The organism is Saccharomonospora amisosensis (assembly GCF_011761185.1).
Classification (GTDB): Bacteria; Actinomycetota; Actinomycetes; order Mycobacteriales; family Pseudonocardiaceae; genus Saccharomonospora_A; species Saccharomonospora_A amisosensis.
The window spans coordinates 3845586-3865048 of sequence record NZ_JAAOYM010000001.1 but is presented as its reverse complement, the minus strand read 5'-3'; the positions used below and the strand labels follow the sequence as shown (position 1 = coordinate 3865048).

General features: G+C 68.2%; 18 protein-coding genes and 1 pseudogene. 17 read left to right on the top strand and 2 right to left on the bottom strand.

All coding sequences use genetic code 11. The features are described 5' to 3' along the window. Positions 1-3 precede the first annotated feature (3 nt). Genes hisD through FHU38_RS18750 form a run of 4 tightly spaced genes read left to right on the top strand, consistent with a single transcriptional unit; the run spans position 4 to position 3172 of the window. A complete protein-coding gene (hisD, locus tag FHU38_RS18765; protein WP_167173228.1) occupies positions 4-1329 on the top strand; it encodes a histidinol dehydrogenase in 1326 nt (441 codons plus the stop codon). After that, entirely contained in the window at positions 1326-2423 is a 1098-nt protein-coding gene (locus tag FHU38_RS18760) for a histidinol-phosphate transaminase (protein ID WP_167173226.1), read from the top strand. Before hisD ends, FHU38_RS18760 begins: the two co-directional genes overlap by 4 nt. Continuing rightward, positions 2420-3019 carry an imidazoleglycerol-phosphate dehydratase HisB gene (hisB, locus tag FHU38_RS18755; RefSeq protein ID WP_167173224.1) on the top strand — a complete coding sequence of 200 codons (600 nt, stop codon included), beginning with the start codon at positions 2420-2422 and terminating at the stop codon, positions 3017-3019. Before FHU38_RS18760 ends, hisB begins: the two co-directional genes overlap by 4 nt. Then, positions 3020-3172 carry a hypothetical protein gene (locus tag FHU38_RS18750; protein ID WP_167173222.1) on the top strand — a complete coding sequence of 51 codons (153 nt, stop codon included), beginning with the start codon at positions 3020-3022 and terminating at the stop codon, positions 3170-3172. 7 nt (positions 3173-3179) lie between these two features. Here the strand turns inward: FHU38_RS18750 and FHU38_RS18745 are convergent, their stop codons facing one another. Next, positions 3180-5357 carry an MMPL family transporter gene (locus FHU38_RS18745; protein WP_167173220.1) on the bottom strand — a complete coding sequence of 726 codons (2178 nt, stop codon included), beginning with the start codon at positions 5355-5357 and terminating at the stop codon, positions 3180-3182. 203 nt (positions 5358-5560) lie between these two features. Here FHU38_RS18745 and FHU38_RS18740 point away from each other — a divergent pair, with 203 nt between their 5' ends. Further along, complete coding sequence (locus tag FHU38_RS18740) at positions 5561-6133, top strand: TetR/AcrR family transcriptional regulator (RefSeq protein ID WP_167176277.1); 573 nt, start codon at positions 5561-5563, stop codon at positions 6131-6133. 14 nt (positions 6134-6147) lie between these two features. On the opposite strand, the gene soxR is transcribed toward FHU38_RS18740, so the two are convergent. Next, positions 6148-6612, bottom strand: coding sequence for a redox-sensitive transcriptional activator SoxR (gene soxR, locus FHU38_RS18735; protein WP_167173218.1), 465 nt, complete (start codon positions 6610-6612; stop codon positions 6148-6150). Between the two features lie 471 nt (positions 6613-7083). Here soxR and FHU38_RS18730 point away from each other — a divergent pair, with 471 nt between their 5' ends. The 12 genes and pseudogenes from FHU38_RS18730 to FHU38_RS18675 all read left to right on the top strand — a co-directional run. Beyond that, positions 7084-8043: a threonine ammonia-lyase gene (locus tag FHU38_RS18730; protein WP_167173216.1), complete on the top strand. Its 960-nt coding sequence runs from the start codon at positions 7084-7086 to the stop codon at positions 8041-8043. A gap of 40 nt (positions 8044-8083) precedes the next feature. Further along, entirely contained in the window at positions 8084-8491 is a 408-nt protein-coding gene (locus FHU38_RS18725) for a nitroreductase family deazaflavin-dependent oxidoreductase (protein ID WP_167173214.1), read from the top strand. Positions 8492-8506: 15 nt separating this feature from the next. Next, positions 8507-8686 carry a hypothetical protein gene (locus FHU38_RS18720; protein ID WP_167173212.1) on the top strand — a complete coding sequence of 60 codons (180 nt, stop codon included), beginning with the start codon at positions 8507-8509 and terminating at the stop codon, positions 8684-8686. Between the two features lie 5 nt (positions 8687-8691). Beyond that, on the top strand, positions 8692-9396 hold the full coding sequence (locus FHU38_RS18715; RefSeq protein WP_313886880.1) for a lysophospholipid acyltransferase family protein: 705 nt from the start codon (positions 8692-8694) through the stop codon (positions 9394-9396). Between the two features lie 8 nt (positions 9397-9404). After that, positions 9405-10805, top strand: a complete 1401-nt coding sequence (lpdA, locus tag FHU38_RS18710) for a dihydrolipoyl dehydrogenase (protein WP_167173209.1) — start codon at positions 9405-9407, stop codon at positions 10803-10805. 156 nt (positions 10806-10961) lie between these two features. Beyond that, positions 10962-11369, top strand: a complete 408-nt coding sequence (locus tag FHU38_RS18705; protein ID WP_167173207.1) for a nitroreductase/quinone reductase family protein — start codon at positions 10962-10964, stop codon at positions 11367-11369. A 141-nt stretch (positions 11370-11510) separates the two neighbouring features. Next, entirely contained in the window at positions 11511-13004 is a 1494-nt protein-coding gene (locus FHU38_RS18700) for an ArnT family glycosyltransferase (RefSeq protein ID WP_167173205.1), read from the top strand. A gap of 197 nt (positions 13005-13201) precedes the next feature. Next, positions 13202-14689, top strand: coding sequence for a sugar ABC transporter ATP-binding protein (locus FHU38_RS18695; protein WP_167176271.1), 1488 nt, complete (start codon positions 13202-13204; stop codon positions 14687-14689). Further along, on the top strand, positions 14686-15747 hold the full coding sequence (locus FHU38_RS18690) for an ABC transporter permease (RefSeq protein WP_167173203.1): 1062 nt from the start codon (positions 14686-14688) through the stop codon (positions 15745-15747). The genes FHU38_RS18695 and FHU38_RS18690 overlap by 4 nt, the downstream gene beginning before the upstream one ends. Next, a complete protein-coding gene (locus FHU38_RS18685; protein WP_167173201.1) occupies positions 15744-16799 on the top strand; it encodes a substrate-binding domain-containing protein in 1056 nt (351 codons plus the stop codon). The genes FHU38_RS18690 and FHU38_RS18685 overlap by 4 nt, the downstream gene beginning before the upstream one ends. A 44-nt stretch (positions 16800-16843) precedes the next feature. Continuing rightward, the gene (locus FHU38_RS18680; protein ID WP_208416690.1) at positions 16844-17953 is read left to right on the top strand and encodes a Gfo/Idh/MocA family protein; all 1110 of its coding nucleotides are present in this window, start codon (positions 16844-16846) and stop codon (positions 17951-17953) included. A gap of 99 nt (positions 17954-18052) precedes the next feature. After that, a pseudogene (locus FHU38_RS18675) lies at positions 18053-19441 on the top strand (ThuA domain-containing protein); the annotation flags it as partial. Positions 19442-19463 lie beyond the last annotated feature (22 nt).

Here is a 19463-nt window from a genome sequence, read left to right as displayed (position 1 = left end):
CTTATGTTGAGCCGCACCGACCTGCGAGGTCGTGTCCCGTCCCCTGCCGAGCTGCGCGCCACCCTGCCGCGCGCCGAGGTGGACGTGGACGCGGTACTGCATCAGGTGCGGCCGGTGGTGGAGGCCGTGCGCGACCGAGGGGTCGAGGCGGTGCTGGAGTACACGCAGCGCTTCGACCAGGTGCGGCCGCGCACCGTCCGGGTACCGGAGGCCGAGCTCGACCGCGCGCTGGCCGAGTTGGACCCGAAGGTGCGCGAGGCGTTGGAGGAGTCGATCTCCCGGGCCCGCACCGTGCACGCCGACCAGCGCCGAACCGACGTGACCACGCGTGTCGTCGACGGCGGCACCGTCACCGAGCGCTGGGTTGCGGTGGAGAGGGTCGGCCTCTACGCGCCGGGTGGGCTGGCCGTGTACCCCTCCAGCGTGGTGATGAACGTCGTGCCCGCCCAGGCAGCGGGGGTGGAGTCGCTTGTGCTGTGCTCGCCACCGCAGGCCGAGTTCGGTGGGCTCGTACACCCGACGATCCTCGCCGCCGCCGCGCTGCTCGGCGTGCGTGAGGTGTGGGCGGTCGGCGGGGCGCAGGCTGTCGCGCTGCTCGCCTATGGCGGTACCGACACCGACGGGCGGCCGCTGGAGCCCGCCGATCTCGTCACGGGCCCTGGCAACATCTACCTCACCGCCGCCAAGCGGATGCTGCGTGGCCTCATCGGCATCGACTCAGAGGCAGGCCCCACCGAGATCGCGATCCTGGCCGACGACACGGCCGATCCCGGGCACGTGGCCGCCGACCTGATCAGTCAGGCCGAGCACGACGTACTCGCCGCCAGCGTGCTGGTGACCACGTCCGAGCCGCTCGCCGACGCGGTCGACGCCGAACTCGAGCGCAGGGTAGCGGCCACCAAGCACACCGAACGGGTGGAGCAGGCGCTGCGCGGCAAGCAGTCAGGCACCGTGCTGGTGTCGACAGTGGACGATGGGCTTCGCGTGGTGAACGCCTACGCCGCGGAGCACCTCGAGATACAGACCGCGCGGGCCGCCTCCGTCGCGGCGCGGGTTCGCAACGCGGGTGCGGTGTTCGTCGGACCGTACGCCCCGGTCTCGCTCGGTGACTACTGCGCGGGCTCCAATCACGTGCTGCCGACGGGAGGGTTCGCGCGGCACTCGTCGGGGCTTTCGGTGCAGAGCTTCCTGCGCGGCATCCACGTGGTGGACTACAGCGCCGACGCGCTGCGGGCGGTGGCGGACAAGGTTGTGGCGCTCGCCGAGGCCGAGGACCTGCCCGCGCACGGCGAGGCGGTTTCCGCGCGGTTCTCGGAGGGTGAGGCGTGAGCGCCGACGAGGTGACGCTGGATCAGCTGCCGCTGCGAGACGACTTGCGAGGCCGAAGCCCCTACGGTGCCCCGCAACTGGATGTGCCGGTCCGGTTGAACACCAACGAGAACCCCTACCCGCCGCCCGCCGAACTGGTCGCCGATGTCACCGAGGCGGTGCGGGAAGTGGCGAGCACGCTGCACCGTTACCCCGATCGCGACGCCGTCGAGCTTCGCCAGGATCTGGCCGCCTACCTGTCGGTGTCCACCCGGGTACCGCTCACCGAGCGCAACGTGTGGGCGGCCAACGGCTCCAACGAGATCCTGCAGCAGCTGTTGCAGGCCTTCGGCGGGCCTGGCCGCCGCGCGCTCGGCTTCGAGCCGTCGTACTCGATGCATCCGATCATCGCGGCGGGCACGCGCACCGACTGGCTGCCAGCACCTCGAAGGCCGGACTTCTCGCTCGACGCGCGTGAGGCCGCTCGCCTTGTCGCTCAGCGGCAACCGGACGTGCTGTTCCTGACCAGCCCCAACAACCCCACGGGCGGCTCGATTCCGCCTGCGGATCTCGAGTCGCTGCTGCGGGTTGCTCCTGGCATGGTGGTCGTCGACGAGGCGTACGCGGAGTTCTCGGCACGGCCCAGCGCGGTGCGGCTGCTCGAGAGGTACCCGGCCAAACTGGTGGTCTCTCGCACGATGAGCAAGGCGTTCGCCTTCGCGGGTGGCCGGCTCGGCTATCTGGCGGCCGCGCCCGCGGTGGTGGACGCGCTGCAACTGGTGCGCCTGCCGTACCACCTTTCCTCGCTGACACAGGCGGCCGCGCGTGCCGCGCTCCGGCACGCCGAGGCGACGCTGGCGTCGGTGGCCAGGTTGGCGGCCGAGCGTGATCGCGTCGCGGAAACGTTGCAGGGCATGGGTTTTACTACGGTTCCCAGCGACGCCAACTTCATTCTGTTCGGTGGATTCAGCGACGCGGCTGCCGCCTGGCAGTCCTACGTGGACAGGGGCGTGCTGGTCCGAGATGTCGGCATCGAGGGGCACCTGCGGGTCACCGTGGGCAGGCCGGAGGAGAACGACGCCTTTCTCGAGGCGAGCAAGGAGGTCCCGAGGTGACTCGGGTAGGCAAGGTGGAACGCACCACCAAGGAGTCCTCGATCCGCGTGGAGGTGGACCTGGACGGCACCGGCCAGGTCGAGGTCGACACCGGTGTGCCGTTCTACGACCACATGCTGAACTCCTTCGGGGTGCACGGTTCGCTCGATCTCAGAATCGAAGCCCGCGGCGACGTCCACATCGACGCACACCACACGGTCGAGGACACCGCGATCGTGCTCGGGAGGGCGATCCGCGACGCCCTCGGCGACAAGTCGGGCATCCGCCGCTTCGGTGACGCGTGGATTCCCATGGACGAGACGCTCGCCCATGCCGCGATCGACGTCTCAGGGCGCCCCTACTGTGTCCAGCTCGGCGAGCCGGAAGAGTTCAATACCTTCACCATCGGCGGCAACTACCCGTTCGTGCTCACCAAGCACGTGTTCGAGTCGCTTTCCTTCCACGCCCAGCTCGCGTTGCACGTTCGGGTGCTGCACGGCCGCGACCCGCACCACATCGCCGAGGCGCAGTACAAGGCGGTGGCCAGAGCGCTGCGGGCGGCGACGGAGCCGGACCCCAGAGTGGGTGGCGTTCCCTCCACGAAGGGCGTGCTGTAGATGCAGACCTGGTTGCCACTGGTGCTGTTCGGCGTGGCGGGGTTCCTCGCCGGAGGCGCCTACAGCGTGTGGAAGAAGTCGCGCTGGTTGTCCGTGGCGCTCGGCGTGACCGCGCTGTTGGCCGCGGGTGCGGCCATCGCCTGGCTGTACTGACGACCCGTTACACCGGCTCCAGCGCGCGGTTGGTGCCGTGCCCACCCTCCGGGGGCTTCGCGGCGAGCCGCTCGCCCTCGACGTCCACCCTCGGCAGCACGCGGTCCAGCCAGCGCGGCAGCCACCACGCCCGCTTGCCCAGCAGTGACATCACCGCGGGCACGATGGTCATCCGTACCACGAAGGCGTCCATGGCGACTCCGAACGCCAGCGCGAAGCCGACCGACTGGATCAGTGTCTCCTTGGCGAGCACGAACCCGGCGAACACACTGATCATGATGAGTGCCGCGGCGACCACCACACGCGAGCCGTGCTTGAAGCCGATGACCATCGCCTTGTCGGGTGTGGCGCCGTGGACATGCTCCTCACGCATCCGCGTCACCAGGAACACCTGGTAGTCCATCGCGAGGCCGAACAGCACGCCGATGAGCAGGATGGGCAGCATGCTCATCACCGGGCCGGTCGACTCCACACCGAGCAGGTCACCGAGCCAGCCCCACTGGAACACCGCGACGACGGCGCCAAAGGTGGCGGCCACCGAACCGAGGAAGCCCACGGCCGCCTTCAACGGCACCACCACGGAGCGGAAGACCAGCATGAGCAGGATGAACGCCAGGCCCACGATCAGCGAAAGGTAGGGCAGCAAAGCGTCGGCCATCTTGCGGGAGACGTCGATGTTCAGCGCGGTGTAACCGGTGACGGACACGGTCGCGCCGGTCCGGTCGTTAAGCGCCTGGCCCTCGGCGCGGATGTCGGTGACGAGCTGCTCGGTTTCGGCGCTGCTCGGGCCGCTCCTGGGCACCACGTTCAGCAGTGCGGTGTCGCCCGTGGCGTTGAAGCGGGGCGGCATCACGGCAGCGACGTCATCGAGCGCGCTGATCCGCCTGGCCGCGGCGCCCACGGCGGCCCTGGGATCGGTCTGCGCCTCCACCATGACGATGAGCGGACCGTTGGACCCGGGGCCGAAACCCTCGCTGATCAGGTTGTAGGCCTTGTGCTGCGTGGAGTCCGCAGGCGCGGTGCTGTCGTTGGGAAGCCCCAGTCGCATGTCCGTGGCGGGGATGGCCAGCACGGCGAGCCCAGCCACCGAGAGGATGAGAACGATGCCGCGGCGGCGCGCGACGAAGGCCGCCCAGCGCTCACCCAGTGTCGGTCCGCTGCCGTGCCCGCCCCGCAGCCCGGGGATTCGCCCGCCCAGCACCTTCGTGCGAACGAAGCCGAGGACGGCGGGCAGCAGGGTGAGAGCGATCAGCACCGCGACCGCGACGGTCACCGACGCGGCGACCCCCATCTCGCCGAGCACCGGGATACCGACGATGGTGAGGCCCGCCAGCGCGATGATCACCGTCAGGCCCGCGAAGACGACCGCCGAACCCGCAGTGCCGACGGCGAGGGCGGCGGCGTCGGCCGGTTCACGTCCCTGCCGCAACTCGTGGCGGTACCGGGAGAGGATGAACAGCGCGTAGTCAATGCCGACGGCGAGCCCGATCATGAGTGCGAGCACCGGCGTGTTGGAGTTCAGTTCCAGGAAGCCGGACGCGGCGGTGATGCCCGCCATGCCGATCCCGATGCCGATGAGCGCGGTCAGCAGCGGCAGGCCAGCGGCGAGCAGCGAGCCGAATGTCATGATGAGCACCACCGCGGCGACGGCGACGCCGATGCCTTCGGTCGGCTGGGTCTGCGGCATCGGCTGCATCGCGTCGCCGCCGAACTCCACCGTCAGGCCCTCGGCCCTGCCCGGGTCAGCGGCCGAGAGCAGCGCCTCACGGTCGGATTCGGTCAGCTCGAAGTTCTTCACCTGGTAGGTCGCCTGGGCCAGCGCGATCCTGCCGTCCGGCGACACCATCCGTGCCTGGAACGGGTCGGTGACGCCTGCGACCTTCGGCGCGGCGCGCAGGCCGTCAACGACCTCGGCGACGGTCGCGGGGTCCAGCTTCTCGCCCTCCGGCGCCGCCATCACGACGCGGGCGGTGGCTCCTCCCACCCCGGCTTCGGGGAACTTCTGCTTCAACTGTTCGATCGCCCGCTGTGATTCGGTGCCCGGGATGGCCACCGAGTTGGTGGTCTGCCCTGACAGCGTGAGTGCGCCGACGCCGAACGCCGCGAGAAGGACGACCCAGATGCCGGTGACCAGCCAGCGGCGCTGGAAGGAGAACCGGCCGAGACGGGACAGGAAGGTGGCCACGCCAGGCTCCGTTTCGGTGCGGGCGGACGAATGTGTTCAACGAGAAAGCTAGCCGATCGGCTAGCTTCGTCCAAGCCGACCGGCTAGTGATGTGATCGGCCGAACACTATGGTCCACTTGCCGATCGACAAGTGCATGCTTGGCGAGAGAAGGGTCTGCGCGTACTGTCGCCGCTGTTCGGTGAGGAGGCTTGAATGGCTTCAATGACCGTCGGCACCGTCGCCGAGGACACGAAGTCACGGTTACTGGCCACGGCGGTGCGACTGTTCAGCGAGCACGGCGTGGGTGGTACGTCATTGCAGATGATCGCCGACGAACTCGGCGTGACGAAGGCTGCCGTCTACTACCACTTCAAGACCAAAGGTGAGATCACCGAGGCCGTCGCCGCGCCCGCGTTACGGGAGCTGGAACAGATCCTTGACGAGGCTGCCGCGCAACGATCAAGGGGAGCCCAGATCGACCACGCGCTCGCCGGGTTCGTTGACCTGATCGTGCGGCATCGGGCGCTGGTCGCGCTGTTCAACACAGACCCCGGCGTGGCACGGGCCATCGACAGGTCGCTGCGCGGCGCCCAGAACTTCAAGACCAGGATGGTGGCGCTGCTGGCGGGACCCGACCCCGACCTCGCGGGCGTCATCACCGTGCACGTGATACTCGCCGGGCTGGCGCTGACCGGGGGTGCCGCCGACCACGAGGACCTCGACGACGACACGTTGCGCTCGCATCTGTTCGAGGTGGGCAGGCGAATGCTCGGCCGACCGAAACGCCGCGTGTGAGGTGGGCGCCGCTGTCAGATGCCGCCCTCGGTGGCGGGCTTCAGTAGCGGTGCGCCCGGCCCGAAGCCCGCGAGCCTGTCGTCGACGTTGTGCAGGCCGCAGGTACGTAGCGAAAGGCAGCCGCAGCCCACGCAACCGGTGAGCTGGTCACGCAGGCGCTGCAGCGCGTCGATGCGGGCGTCGAGCTCCGCACGCCAGTTGCGGGACAGCCTTGCCCAGTCGGCCTTCGTCGGGGCGTGGTCGCGGGGTAGTTCGGCTAGCGCCTCGCCGATCTGCTCAAGGCTGAGTCCAACCCGCTGCGCCGCGCGGATGAACGCGATCCGGCGCAGCACGGCGCGCCGGTAGCGCCGCTGGTTACCCGCCGACCGCTCGGAGGTGATCAGGCCGCGCTCCTCGTAGAACCGCAACGTGGTGTGTGGCACGCCGCTGCGCTCGGCGACCTGACCGATGCTGAGGTAGTCGGCAAGCTTCGTCGTCACGACGGCCACCCTACTCCGAGTTCCACCTAGGTAGAGGTACTGGCGGCTGTGCCGCTTACCGCGGCGAGGATGTGTGGTTGTCCCGAGGCCGCCCACCGCGGCCGGTGTGATTCTCGTCATTGCCTACTTGCCGGCGTCGCTGCCGCGGCAGCACCACATCGGTGATGACGGGGAACGGCTCGCTGTCGATATCCTCCCGCCATGCCCGGAGCAGCCGGTCCAAGGCATCTTCGTGGACCATGTGGCCTCCACAGGGAGTGACCGTGTCAAGAGTACTACCCGGCAACAGCCGAGGTCGAACCTCTGATCGGCGCATTCGCGTCTCGCCTCGGTGGCAGACCACTGGCCCGTAAGGCCCATTCGCGGTGACGCCTGTTCCACTGTAGAGATGCCTGCCCACGTTCGCGGTCATCCACAGCGGACGTGATTCTCGTTCGCGAACGGCGCCGCCGGTGGGGCAGACTCCGGGATGTGGAACTAGTGACCATCGACGACATCCGAGCCGCCGCCGAGCGCATCGAGGGCGCGGTCGTGCGCACCCCGCTGTTGCCCGCGCCGTGGGCGGCCTCCGACCGGCCGCTGTGGCTGAAGCCAGAGTCGCTGCAACCCATCGGCGCGTTCAAGCTGCGTGGCGCGTACAACGCGATCGCACGCCTGGACGAACGTCTGCGGCGACGGGGTGTCGTGACGTACTCCAGTGGCAACCACGCGCAGGCCGTCGCCTATGCGGCCCGCGCGTTCGGTGTCGAAGCCACCATCGTCATGCCCGAGGTGACGCCGCAAGTAAAGATCGACAACACGCGGGAGTACGGCGCCGAGGTGGTTCTGGTGCCGATCGGGCAACGCGAGGCCGCCGCCAATGAGATCGTCGCCGACCGCGGCGCCGTACTCGTTCCCCCTTTCGACCACCCGGATGTCATCGCGGGGCAGGGCACTATCGGCGCGGAGATCGCGGCCGACCTGGCTGGCGTCGACGTGGTGCTGGTGCCGGTGTCCGGAGGCGGACTCGCCTCCGGAATCGGCACGGCGGTGAAGGCACTGTGTCCCGGCGCGAAGGTGATCGCGGTGGAACCAGAGCTGGCAGCGGACACCGTTGAGAGCCTGCGGACTGGGGCCCTGGTGGACTGGCCGGTGCAACGCAGGGCACGCACCATCGCCGACGGCCTTCGCTCACAGCCCTCCGAACTCACCTTTGCGCACCTTCGGCAGGTGCTGGACGGCATCACCACCGTCAGCGAGGAACAGATCCGCTCGGCGATGGCCGTGCTCGCCCGCAAGGCGCGCCTGGTGGCCGAGCCCAGCGGTGCGGTGGCGCTGGCGGCCTACCTGTATCGGGCCGATGAGCTGCCAGCCGGCCGCACCGTGGCTGTGATCTCCGGCGGGAATGTGGACCCGGAGTTGCTGGCCGATGTGCTCGCCGGCCGGGCGTAAGGTTGAAGCCGTTGGTAACCGTTTCACAGGGGGTGGCTTGATGCTTTTCGGCGACGAGCACGTGCGCCGTTACGAGGAGACGGATGGGGAGGTCGGCCATGACTGGGAGAACGGTGCGCCCGTGTTGATCCTTACCACCAAGGGCCGAAGGACGGGCAAGCCACACAAGTTCGCGCTCATCTACCAGGAACACGAGGGTGACTACATCGTCGTCGCATCGAAGGGCGGCGCCGACGACCACCCCGGTTGGTACAAGAACCTGTCGCGCGACCCGGACGTGGAGGTGCAGGTGCGTGCGGACAAGTTCCGCGCCCGTGCGCGCACGGCCGGAGCCGAGGAGAAGGCCCGGTTGTGGCCGACCATGACCCAGGTCTGGCCCCCTTATGACGACTATCAGAAGAAGACCGAAAGGGACATTCCCGTTGTGGTGCTGGAGCGCGTCGCCTGAACGGGAAGGAAGGGGATGACCGTGACCCAGCACTCGACGGTCGATGTCGTCGGTCTGCTGACGAAACTGGTAGAGGCACAGCACCACGCCGAACTGGGCGAGCTGGACCCGGCGGAACTGCCGGGCCTGATCAGGGCGCAGCGGCTCGTCCGGGAGTACGCCGGGTGGCCGGTGGAGGCCGACTCCGACCGCTGAGCACGATCCGCCGGTTCCCGCGTCGAGGGCGAGGTCTGTGGTTCGGGATCGCCATCGAGGTCGTGGCTGCTCTGCTGGCGGTTACGACCCGATGGCGTCTCAGCGGGCTGGGCCACCTGCCAAGGCAGGGCGGCGTACTCGTGGCCAGCAACCACGTCTCGTTCGCCGATCCACCGCTGGTCACGCTGTTCTGCCTGGCTGCGGGACGGGTTCCTCGGTTCTTCGCCAAGGCGGGGTTATGGAAGGTGCCGCTGATCCGGTCGGTGATGGTCTCCGGCCGCCACATTCCCGTGCATCGGGGCAGGACCAGTGTGCTCGACGCCTACCGGGACGGGGTGGCCGCCGTGCGCTCGGGTGAGTGCGTGGCGGTGTTCCCTGAGGGGACGTTCACCGAACGCGCCGACGGCTGGCCGATGCGGGGCAAGACCGGCCTGGCCAGATTGGCACTGACCACGGGTGTTCCAGTCGTTCCGCTGGTGTGCTGGGGAACGCGGAGGCTGCTTCCCCCTGGCGCGCGGATGCCGCGGGTGATTCCCCGCCCAACCATCCACCTTACGGCCGGCCCGCCGGTGGAGTTGTCCGACCTCGCGGGTGAACGGCCCACCGCGACCCAGTTGCGGGAGGCTACCGACCGGATCATGGCAGCGATCACCACACTGCTCGCGATGGTGCGCGACCAGGACCCGCCGCCAGAGCTGGTGCGGGCATAATCGCGACCATGAGCGAACACTTCGACGTTGTGGTGCTGGGTGCTGGCCCCGGCGGGTACACCGCCGCGGTCCGCGCGGCCCAACTCGGTTACGACACCGCCATCATCGAGGAGCGCTACTGGGGCGGGGTGTGCCTCAACGTCGGGTGTATCCCGTCGAAGGCGTTGCTTCGTAACGCCGAGCTCGCACACCTGTTCACCAAGGAGGTGCGGACCTTCGGCATCCAGGTCGACGGCGAGGTGACCTTCGACTACCTCGCCGCGTTCCAGCGCAGCCGCAAGGTGGCCGACGGGCGTGTCAAGGGTGTGCACTACCTGATGAAGAAGAACGCCATCACCCAGTACGAAGGCAGGGGAGCGTTCACATCGGACAAATCCATGGCGGTGAGCCGCGCTGACGGCGAGACCGACGAGGTGACCTTCGACCACTGCATCATCGCCACCGGCGCGACGCCGAAGCTGCTACCGGGCACGGCCGTGACCGAACGCGTGGTGACCTACGAGGAGCAGATCCTGGCCTCCGAGCTGCCGGAAAGCATCGTGATCTGCGGTGCCGGTGCGATCGGCGTGGAGTTCGCCTACGTGCTGCACAACTACGGCGCCAAGGTGAAGATCGTGGAGTTCCTCGACCGCGTGGTGCCGGCTGAGGACGAGGAGGTTTCGGCCGAACTCGCGAGGCGCTACCGCAGGCTGGGTATCGACGTGTACACCTCGACGCGGGTGGAAGCCATCGACGACAGCGGCGAGAAGGTCCGGGTCACCGTGTCCGGGCCGGACGGGCAGCAGACCATCGAAGCCGACAAGGTGCTGCAGGCCATGGGTTTCCAACCCAATGTGGACGGTTATGGGCTTGAGAACACCGGTGTTCGGCTCACCGATCGCGGAGCTATCGAAGTGGACGGTCGCTGCCGCACGAGCGTTCCGCACATCTTCGCGATCGGGGACGTCACGGCGAAACTGATGCTCGCCCACGCCGCGGAGTCGATGGGCATCGTAGCGGCGGAGACTATCGCGGACGCGGAGACCATGGAACTCGACTACCGCATGATCCCGAGGGCCACCTACTGCCAGCCGCAGATCGCCAGCTTCGGGCTGACGGAGGAGCAGGCGCGCGCGGCCGGCCACGACGTGCGGGTGGCGAAGTTCCCGTTCTCGGCCAACGGCAAGGCACACGGTCTCGCCGACACCGTTGGCTTCGCCAAGATCATCAGCGATGGCAAGTACGGCGAGCTGCTCGGCGGCCACCTGATCGGCCCCGAGGTGACCGAGTTGCTGCCCGAGCTGACGCTTGCCCAGCAGTGGGACCTGACGGTGCACGAGGTCGCCCGCAACGTCCACGCGCACCCGACCCTCGGCGAAGCCGTGAAGGAAGCGATTCACGGCCTGGCAGGCCACATGATCAACATGTGACCCGCCCGCGAGTCCCCCGTTCCCGCCCGCGAGTTCCCCCTTCCCGCCCGCGAGTTGCCCGCTCCCGCCCGCGAGTTGCCCGCTCCTGCCCGCGAGTCCCCCGTTCCCGCCCGCGAGTTCCCCCTTCCCGTGCCGGAAATCGAGCATGATGGGCTGATGAGTGATCACGATAAGCGCCGCAAGGTGCGGTTGGTGCAGAAATACCTGATCAACCCACCAACGAAGCTCGGTGTGTTTCTTGGTTTGGTTCCCGGGCACGCCATTGTGGAGACGGTGGGGCGGCGAACCGGCAGGCGCCGCCGGACGGTCGTAGGTGTGCGCGAGGAGAACGGCACGTTGTGGATCGTCGCAGAGCAGGGCAGGTACGCGGGGTACGTGCGCAACCTGGAGGCCAACCCGGACGTGCGGGTGCGGTTGCGCGGCCGATGGCACAGCGGTAGGGCCGAGGTGATGGACGGGGACGATCCGCAGGCGCGGCTGGACACCTTCGACGACGCACGGCACGTGCGAATGGTGCGCAAGTTCGGCACGCACCTGCTCACGCTGCGGATCACGCTGGCCTGAGTGTTGCCGCCGAGCCCTGAGCGGGGGACTCGCGGGCGGGAACGGGGGACTCGCGGACGAGAGTGCAGAACTCGCGGGCGGGAGCGGGGGACTCGCGGGCGGGGCTCGATGGTCTCGATGCCGTGACCTAGAGTCACCCGCATGGTGGAACACCGGCTGGCTCGGCTACCCGTGTTCCTCATCGCGGGTGCGGCGATGGCTGTGCTGTTCGCATTCAGCAACCGCTACGGCTACCACGGTGACGAGCTGTACTTCGTCGCGGCAGGCAGGCACCTGTCCTGGGGCTATGCCGATCAGCCTCCGCTGCTGCCGCTGCTGGCACGGGTCATGGACGGGTTGTTCCCGAACTCGGTTGTGGGGCTGCGGCTGCCCGCGATCCTGTTCACCGGCCTAGGGATCGTCGTCGCCGCGCTGACGGCGCGTGAATTCGGCGGTGGTGCGCGGGCGCAGACAATGGCCGCGGGGGCTTACGCCTGCTCGCCGTTCCTGCTCGCCGGTGCGGGGCACATTCTCGCTACACACATGCTGGACGCCTTCCTCTGGACGGTCGTCGGTTGGCTGCTCGTGCGGTGGGTCCGGCTGCGCGACGACCGGCTGTTGCTCGCCGCCGGACTCGTGACGGCCGTTGATTTGCAGGCGAAGTTCCTGATCCCGGTCTTTTGGCTGATGGTGGCGCTTTCCGTGCTGCTGTGCGGGCCGACGGAGTTGCTGCGCAGACCGCTGTTGTGGGTCGGCGCGGCCGTCGCGGTGCTTGCCTGCGTACCTACCTGGGCGTGGCAGGCGGCCAACGGCTGGCCGCAACTGGAGATGAACGAGATCGTCGCCCAGGAGGTCGCCTACGCGGGTGGCCGGGTCACCTTCCTGCCGATGGCTTTGGAGCAGGCCGGGATCGGGGTCGGTGCCGTGCTCGTCGTGCTGGGGGTGTGGTGGCTGCTGCGTTCGCCGGAGCTTCGCCCCTACCGATTTCTCGGTGTCACCGTGCTCGGCGTGACGGCGGTGTTCTGGCTCAGCGCGGGCAGGCCCTACTACGTGGGTGGCATGTTCGCGTTGTGCTTCGCGGCGTCGGCGGTGCGGCTTGACCACCTGCTACCCGCGCGCTGGCGGCCCGCTCTTGTCGCCGCCTACGCCGTCTCGGCCGCGGTGGCGGTGAGTTGGCTGCCGGTGAAGCCCATCTCCGCCTACGCCGACGAGCCGTACAGCCCGATGAACATGGAGTTGGAGGAGTTCGGCTGGCCGGAGATGGCCCGCAACGTCGCCGAAGCCTACGACTCGCTGCCACCCGCCATTCGTGCCGACACCACGATCGTGACCGAGACCTACTGGCAGGCCTCTGCGATCGAGCAGTTCGAGCCGCGGCTGCCACAGCCCCACAGTGGTGGCAGGGGATTCTGGTACTTCGGTCCCCCCGACGACGGCACGGCAAGCACCGAAAACGCCGGCTACACCCTGTTCGTCGGCGCCGACCGCGAGAAGCTGCTGGAGCACTTCGCCAGCGTGCGACGCATCGCCAGCATCGACAACGGGCATCGGGTGAACAACCTCAACCAGGGTGCGCCGATCTGGCTCTGTGAGGGCCGCAGGGGCTCCTGGCAGGAGCTGTGGCCCGCGTTCCGCCATATGACATTTCGCTGGTGAACCGCGCCGTCGGCGTGGTGTTACAGGTGGCGTAGCAGACGGCACGGTAGATGGCGTTGTAGTCACAGCCGGAAACTCGACCTTGACGCGTGGTCGTCGTCACCTTACTTTTGCATGTCACAGGAGAAAGTGGGGCTGATGTGGATTTAAGTCTGCACGCGACGAACGACGATGTGAGCGGCGCGCCCCTGCTCGTGATGCGTGACATCGTCAAACTCTTCCCAGGGGTACGGGCGCTGGACGGCGTCGATCTGGAGGTAGGTGCCGGCGAGGTGCACTGCCTGCTGGGGCAGAACGGTGCGGGTAAGTCCACCCTGATCAAGACGCTCGCCGGGGCACACCAGCCCGACGCGGGGCAGATCCTTTGGCAGGGCGAGCGCGTGGAGCTGCCGTCGCCGGTGGCGGCCCTCAACCGCGGAATCGCCACCATGTACCAGGAACTGGACCTCATCCCGACGCTGTCGGTGGCGGAGAACATCTTCCTCGGTCACGAGCGCGCGAGGTACGGCTTCACCCGGCCCTCGGTGGCAAGGGCGGAGGCCGAGGCGTTGCTCGACCGGCTCGGCCACGCCGAGATCTCGCCGGATGCGGAGGTCGGTGATCTCTCCGCCGCCGGGCAGCAGCTGGTGTCGATGGCGAGGGCGCTGGCCCACGACGCCAAGCTGATCATCGCAGACGAGCCGACCGCGGCACTCGCCAGCGATGAGGTCGACAACCTCTTCCGCATCATCGGTGAACTCACCGACGAGGGCGTCGCCGTGGTCTACATATCGCATCGGCTGGAGGAGATCCGCCGCATCGGCGACCGGGTCACCGTCATCAAGGACGGCAAGACCGTCGCGGCCAACCTCGACGCGCGCTCGGCGGCCACCTCCGAGCTCGTCGACCTCATGGCGGGCCGCAAGGTGCAGACCGCGTTCCGCGAGGCGGGGCAGGCGAAGGTCGAGCTCGGCGATGTGGTGCTCGACGTTGACGGACTGAGCAGGCACGGCGAGTTCCGCGACGTCAGCTTCACGGTTCACGCGGGAGAGATCGTCGGCCTCGCCGGTCTGGTGGGAGCCGGGCGCAGCGAGATACTCGAGACGATCTTCGGGGCACGCAAGCCGGACGCGGGCACCGTGTCGGTGGCCGGTTCCCGGCTGCGGCCGGGCAGTGTCGCCGCCGCCGTGCGGGCAGGTGTGGGGCTGGCGCCGGAGGAACGCAAGAGCCAGGCGCTGCTGCTGGACATGTCGGTCACCCACAATGTGACGCTCGCCAGTCTCGCGGACTACAGCAGGTTCGGCTTCTCGCAGCGTTCGAGGGAGAATGCCGACTCCAGGTCCACGCTGCTGCGGCTCGACCTGCGCCCTGCCGATCCGAAGCGGATCGTGCGCACCCTCTCCGGCGGGAACCAGCAGAAGGCCGTGGTCGCGCGCTGGCTGGTGCACGGCTGCCGCGTGCTGCTGCTGGACGAGCCGACAAGGGGCGTCGACGTGGGCGCCAGGGCCGAGTTGTACCGGCTCATCCACGAACTCGCGGCGGAAGGCGTCGCCATCGTGCTCGTCTCCAGCGAGATTCCCGAGGTGCTCGGCCTCGCCGACCGTGTGCTCGTGCTGCGGGAGGGCGACGTGCTCACCGACCGGCTCGCCGAGGAGATCACCGAAGCCGAGATTCTCGACATGGTCATGGAAGGGAGCGCGGCGTGACCAAGGCCCTCGACCGCCCCCCGGTACGCCCGGCGGGCGCAGGCGCGCGACACCGCTCGTGGCAGTTGGATGTGCGGCTGCTCGGGCTCGCAGGCGTGCTGGTGTTGCTTTGCCTCATCGGTTTGTTCAGCAGCCCCGGTACGTTTCTCACCGAGGGGAACATCTCCACGATGCTGCGGCTGGCCGCCGCGATCGGGGTCGTCAGCGTCGGCATGACATTCGTGATCATCGCGGGCGGCATCGACCTTTCGGTCGGCTCGATCGTGGCGCTCGCGAGCGTGTGGATGACGACGCTGGCGACACAGTCCTACGGGCCCGTGGTGATGGTGCTGTGCGCGGTGCTGGTGGGAATGGGCTGCGGGCTGGTGAACGGGCTGCTGATCTCCTACGGCAAGGTGGTCCCGTTCATCATGACGCTGGCGATGATGGCGTCCGCGCGTGGACTCGCCGAACGGATCAGCGGCAGGCAGACGCAGGTCGTCACCGAGACCGGCTTCACCGACTTCTTCCGCGGCTCCTTCCTCGGCATCTCGGTACTCGTGTGGATGCTGGCGCTGGTGTTCGTCGTTGGCTGGGTGGTGCTCAACCGCACCACGTTCGGCAGGCGCACCTTCGCCATCGGTGGAAACGCCGAAGCGGCACGACTGTCCGGCATCAACGTCAAGCTGCACACCGCGCTCGTCTACGGCATCAGCGGACTGTGCTGCGGCATCGCCGCGATCATGATCGTGGCAAGGACGACGTCGGGTGCCTCGACCAACGGATTGTTCTACGAACTCGACGCCATCGCCGCGGTGGTCATCGGCGGCACGCTGCTTGCCGGTGGCAGGGGCAGTCTCATCGGCACGCTCATCGGCGTACTGATCTTCACGGTCCTCAACAGCATCTTCACCCAGAACAACCTGGACACCGACATCCAGAACATCGCGAAGGGTGCCATCATCGTCGCCGCCGTGTTGCTGCAGCACACCGCCCGCAGTCGAAAAGGTAAGCCAAGACCTTCGTCCGAACCGGATTCGTCCAACACCGCAACCCAACCGAGCGGGAGCAAATCATGATCAGAACGAATTTGGCGCGCCGCGGTTTTCTGTTCTCCGCGGCGGGGATCGGTGCGGGCGCGGTGCTCGCCGGCTGCACCTCCAACGAGCGAGAGCCGCAGAACCAGGGCCAGGCGGCCGCCGCGGGGCAGGGCTCCAACGCCGAGCCGGGCAAGCCGGTGACCATCGGGTTCTCCGCGCCCGCCGCCGACCACGGCTGGATGGCGGCGGTCACCATCAACGCGCGCTCCATGGCCGAGCAGTACTCCGACGTCACCCTCAACGCCACGGAGGGCACCAACGACGTCAACCAGCAGATCGCACAGGTGGAGTCGTTGATCAACGGCGGAGTGGACGTGCTGGTGATCCTGCCGTTCGACGGCAAGGCGCTCACGCAGGTCGGGCGGCAGGCGATGGACCAGGACATCCCGGTGATCAACGTGGACAGGGTCTTCGACACTCCGCTGGCCTACCGGACCTGGATCGGGGGCGACAACTACCGCATGGGGGTCAACGCGGGCAACTACATCGCTGAACAACTCAAGCGGCGGAACGTGAACAACCCGGTGATCGGCGAGGTGGCAGGTATCGACTCGCTACCGCTGACCCAGGAGCGCAGCAAGGGTTTCCGGGACGCGTTGCGGCGGCACGGTTTCCGCGTCGGCCCCAGGGTCGCCGCCGAGTTCACCCCCGAGTCGGGCGAGCGGCAGACGGCGAACCTGTTGCAGGGCGCGCAGACGCTGCACGCGCTGTGGAACCACGACGACGACCAGGGAGTCGGCGTGGTCGCGGCCATCGACGCTTCCGGCCGCGACGACTTCCTCATGGTCGGCGGTGCCGGTTCGCGGAACATGATGGAGCTGATCAAGGCCGACTCCGGGCCGCTGAAAGCCACCGTGCTCTACAGCCCGTCGATGGCCTCCTCCGCCATCGCGCTCGCGCGGCTACTCGGCCAGTCGAAGGGACTCGGCGACCTGGCGGAGCACGAGATTCCCGCCGAGGTGACGACCTATTCGGCGGTCGTGACGAAGGAGAACGTGGACAACTACATGGACGTCGGGTTCGACTCGTGACGCAGCAAGGAACGGAGCCGGGGGGCGACACACTGGGAGTCGCCATGATCGGGCACGCCTTCATGGGGGCGGTGCACTCGCAGGCGTGGCGCAATGTGGCCAGATTCTTCGACCTCCCGATCGCACCGCGAATGGTGGCGCTGGGAGGAAGGGACGAACGCAGGGCCAAGGAGGCGGCCGAGCGGTTCGGTTGGGCCTCGGTGGAGACGGACTGGCGTGCCCTGCTGGAACGCGACGACGTGCGACTCGTCGACATCTGCACGCCAGGCGACACCCACGCCGAGATCGCGGTGGCCGCGCTGGAGGCTGGCAAGCACGTGCTGTGCGAGAAGCCCTTGGCCAACAGCGTCGAGGAGGCCGAGCGGATGGTGCGGGCGGCCGAGCGCGCGGCCGAGCGTGGGGTGTGGTCGATGGTCGCGTTCAACTACCGGCGGGTGCCAGCGCTGTCGCTGGCGCGGCGGCTTGTCGCGGCGGGCAGGCTCGGCGACCTGCGGCATGTCCGAGCGGTGTACCTGCAGGACTGGCTTTCCGACGCGACCTCGCCGATGACCTGGCGGTTGCGTAAGGAGCGGGCGGGTTCGGGGGCCCTCGGCGACATCGGCGCTCACATCGTGGACGCCGCCCAGTTCGTCACAGGCGAGCAGTTGGTCGGCGTCTCCGGGCTGACGGACACCTTCGTGCGTCGGCGCCCGTCCGGCTCCGGGGGCGAGGAGGAAGTGACGGTGGACGACTGCGCGTTGTTCACCGGGCGCTTCTCCCGTGGTGCGGTCGCGACCTTCGAGGCGACGCGCTACGCGCTCGGCAGGAAGAACGCGATGCGGCTGGAGGTCAACGGCTCGCTGGGCAGTCTGGCGTTCGACTTCGAGTCGATGAACGAGCTGTGGTTCTACGACGGTGGCGAGTCGCCAGACACCGCGGGTTTCCGCCGGATCGTGGTGACCGAACCAGAGCACCCCTATCTCGGTGCGTGGTGGCCGCCCGGCCATGTGCTCGGTTACGAGCACACGTTCACCCACGAGGTGGCGGATCTGCTGACGGCCATCGGCGTGGGCGAGCGGCCTCAGCCCGACTTCGCCGAGGGGCTGCGGGTGCAGCGGGTACTGCAGGCCGTGGCGGACAGTGCCGCGGACGGCTCCCGCTGGAAGCAGGTCTGAGGGCGACAGCGAGGAACGAGCAGACAAGCAGAGACAAGCAGAGACAAGCACTGAACGGCAAGACGAGGAGTTCCACCGGTTCGACGGGAGAAGGTACAAGTGCAGCGCAGCAGTAGTACCAGAACACAACGCCGGTCCGCGCGCCTCGGCAGGCGAATCGCCGCGGTGGCACTCGCCGTGTGCACGGGGCTGGGCGGTGGCGGGCTCGCCGCCGCCCAGGCCGAGGAGGACGCCAGTGTGTTGGTGTTCTCCAAGACGGCGGGCTACCGGCATGCATCGATCCCGACGGGTATCGCGACGATCGAAGAACTCGGGGCCGAGTACGGCTTCGAGGTGGACGCCACGGAGGACTCGGCCGCGTTCACCGACTCCAACCTCGCCTCCTACGACGCGGTGGTGTGGCTCTCCACCACCGGAGACGTACTGAACGCCGAGCAGCAGGCGGCGTTCGAGCGCTACGTCGAAGCCGGCGGCGGGTACGTCGGGGTTCATGCCGCCTCCGACACCGAGTACGACTGGCCCTTCTACGGCGACCTCGTCGGCGCGTACTTCGACTCACACCCGCAGATTCAGCAGGCCACGGTGAACGTGGAGGACCAGCGGCATCCCTCCACGTCCGACCTGCCGAAGCAGTGGGTCCGCACCGACGAGTGGTACAACTTCCGCGACAACCCGCGCGGCGATGTGCACGTGCTGGCCTCGCTCGACGAGAGCAGCTACGACGCGGGTTCCGGCGCGATGGGCGACGATCACCCGATCGCGTGGTGCCACGAGAACGCGGGCGGTCGTGCCTGGTACACCGGCGGCGGCCACACCGAACAGTCCTACGGCGAGCAGGCTTTCCGTACCCACCTGGCCGGCGGCATCCGGTACGCGACGGGGCTGGCCGACGGGGACTGCTCCACCGAGCCGGTCGAGTGTGACCCCGTGCAACCGGATCAGGGTTACCGGATGCTCTTCGACGGCACCAGGCACAGCTTGCGAAGCTGGAACCAGGCAGGCCCGGGATCGTTCGAGCTACAGCCGGACTGTTCCATCCGCTCGGTCGGCGGCATGGGGCTGTACTGGTTCGACCAGAAGTTCGGCGGATACAGCCTCAAGCTGGACTGGAAGCTGGCTGGCGACGACAACTCCGGCATATTCGTCGGGTTCCCCGATCCGGGTGACGACCCCTGGGTGGCGGTGAACAACGGCTACGAGATCCAGATCGACGCCACCGACGCGCCGGAGAAGACCACGGGCGCCATCTACGGCTTCCAGTCGGCCGACCTAGAGGCCCGTGACGCCGCGCTGAACCCGCCCGGCGAGTGGAACTCCTACAAGATCGTGGTCATCGGGCAGCGCATCAAGGTCTACCTCAACGGCGCGTTGATCAATGACTTCGTGAACACCGACCCCGCTCGCGACCTCACCCGCGGCTACGTGGGCATCCAGAACCACGGCGAGGCCGACGACGTGTCGTTCCGTGACATCCAGATCAAGGAGATCTTCCCCGCGCCTGGGCGGGGAA

What these genes read in the sequence shown, in the direction of transcription:
- hisD (WP_167173228.1), top strand. Translation starts at nt 4, where the DNA reads ATGTTGAGCCGCACCGACCTGCGAGGTCGTGTCCCGTCCCCTGCCGAG.
- FHU38_RS18750 (WP_167173222.1), top strand. Translation starts at nt 3,020, where the DNA reads ATGCAGACCTGGTTGCCACTGGTGCTGTTCGGCGTGGCGGGGTTCCTC.
- FHU38_RS18740 (WP_167176277.1), top strand. Translation starts at nt 5,561, where the DNA reads ATGACCGTCGGCACCGTCGCCGAGGACACGAAGTCACGGTTACTGGCC.
- FHU38_RS18725 (WP_167173214.1), top strand. Translation starts at nt 8,084, where the DNA reads ATGCTTTTCGGCGACGAGCACGTGCGCCGTTACGAGGAGACGGATGGG.
- FHU38_RS18720 (WP_167173212.1), top strand. Translation starts at nt 8,507, where the DNA reads ATGACCGTGACCCAGCACTCGACGGTCGATGTCGTCGGTCTGCTGACG.
- lpdA (WP_167173209.1), top strand. Translation starts at nt 9,405, where the DNA reads ATGAGCGAACACTTCGACGTTGTGGTGCTGGGTGCTGGCCCCGGCGGG.
- FHU38_RS18705 (WP_167173207.1), top strand. Translation starts at nt 10,962, where the DNA reads ATGAGTGATCACGATAAGCGCCGCAAGGTGCGGTTGGTGCAGAAATAC.
- FHU38_RS18700 (WP_167173205.1), top strand. Translation starts at nt 11,511, where the DNA reads ATGGTGGAACACCGGCTGGCTCGGCTACCCGTGTTCCTCATCGCGGGT.
- FHU38_RS18695 (WP_167176271.1), top strand. Translation starts at nt 13,202, where the DNA reads ATGCGTGACATCGTCAAACTCTTCCCAGGGGTACGGGCGCTGGACGGC.
- FHU38_RS18685 (WP_167173201.1), top strand. Translation starts at nt 15,744, where the DNA reads ATGATCAGAACGAATTTGGCGCGCCGCGGTTTTCTGTTCTCCGCGGCG.
- FHU38_RS18680 (WP_208416690.1), top strand. Translation starts at nt 16,844, where the DNA reads ATGATCGGGCACGCCTTCATGGGGGCGGTGCACTCGCAGGCGTGGCGC.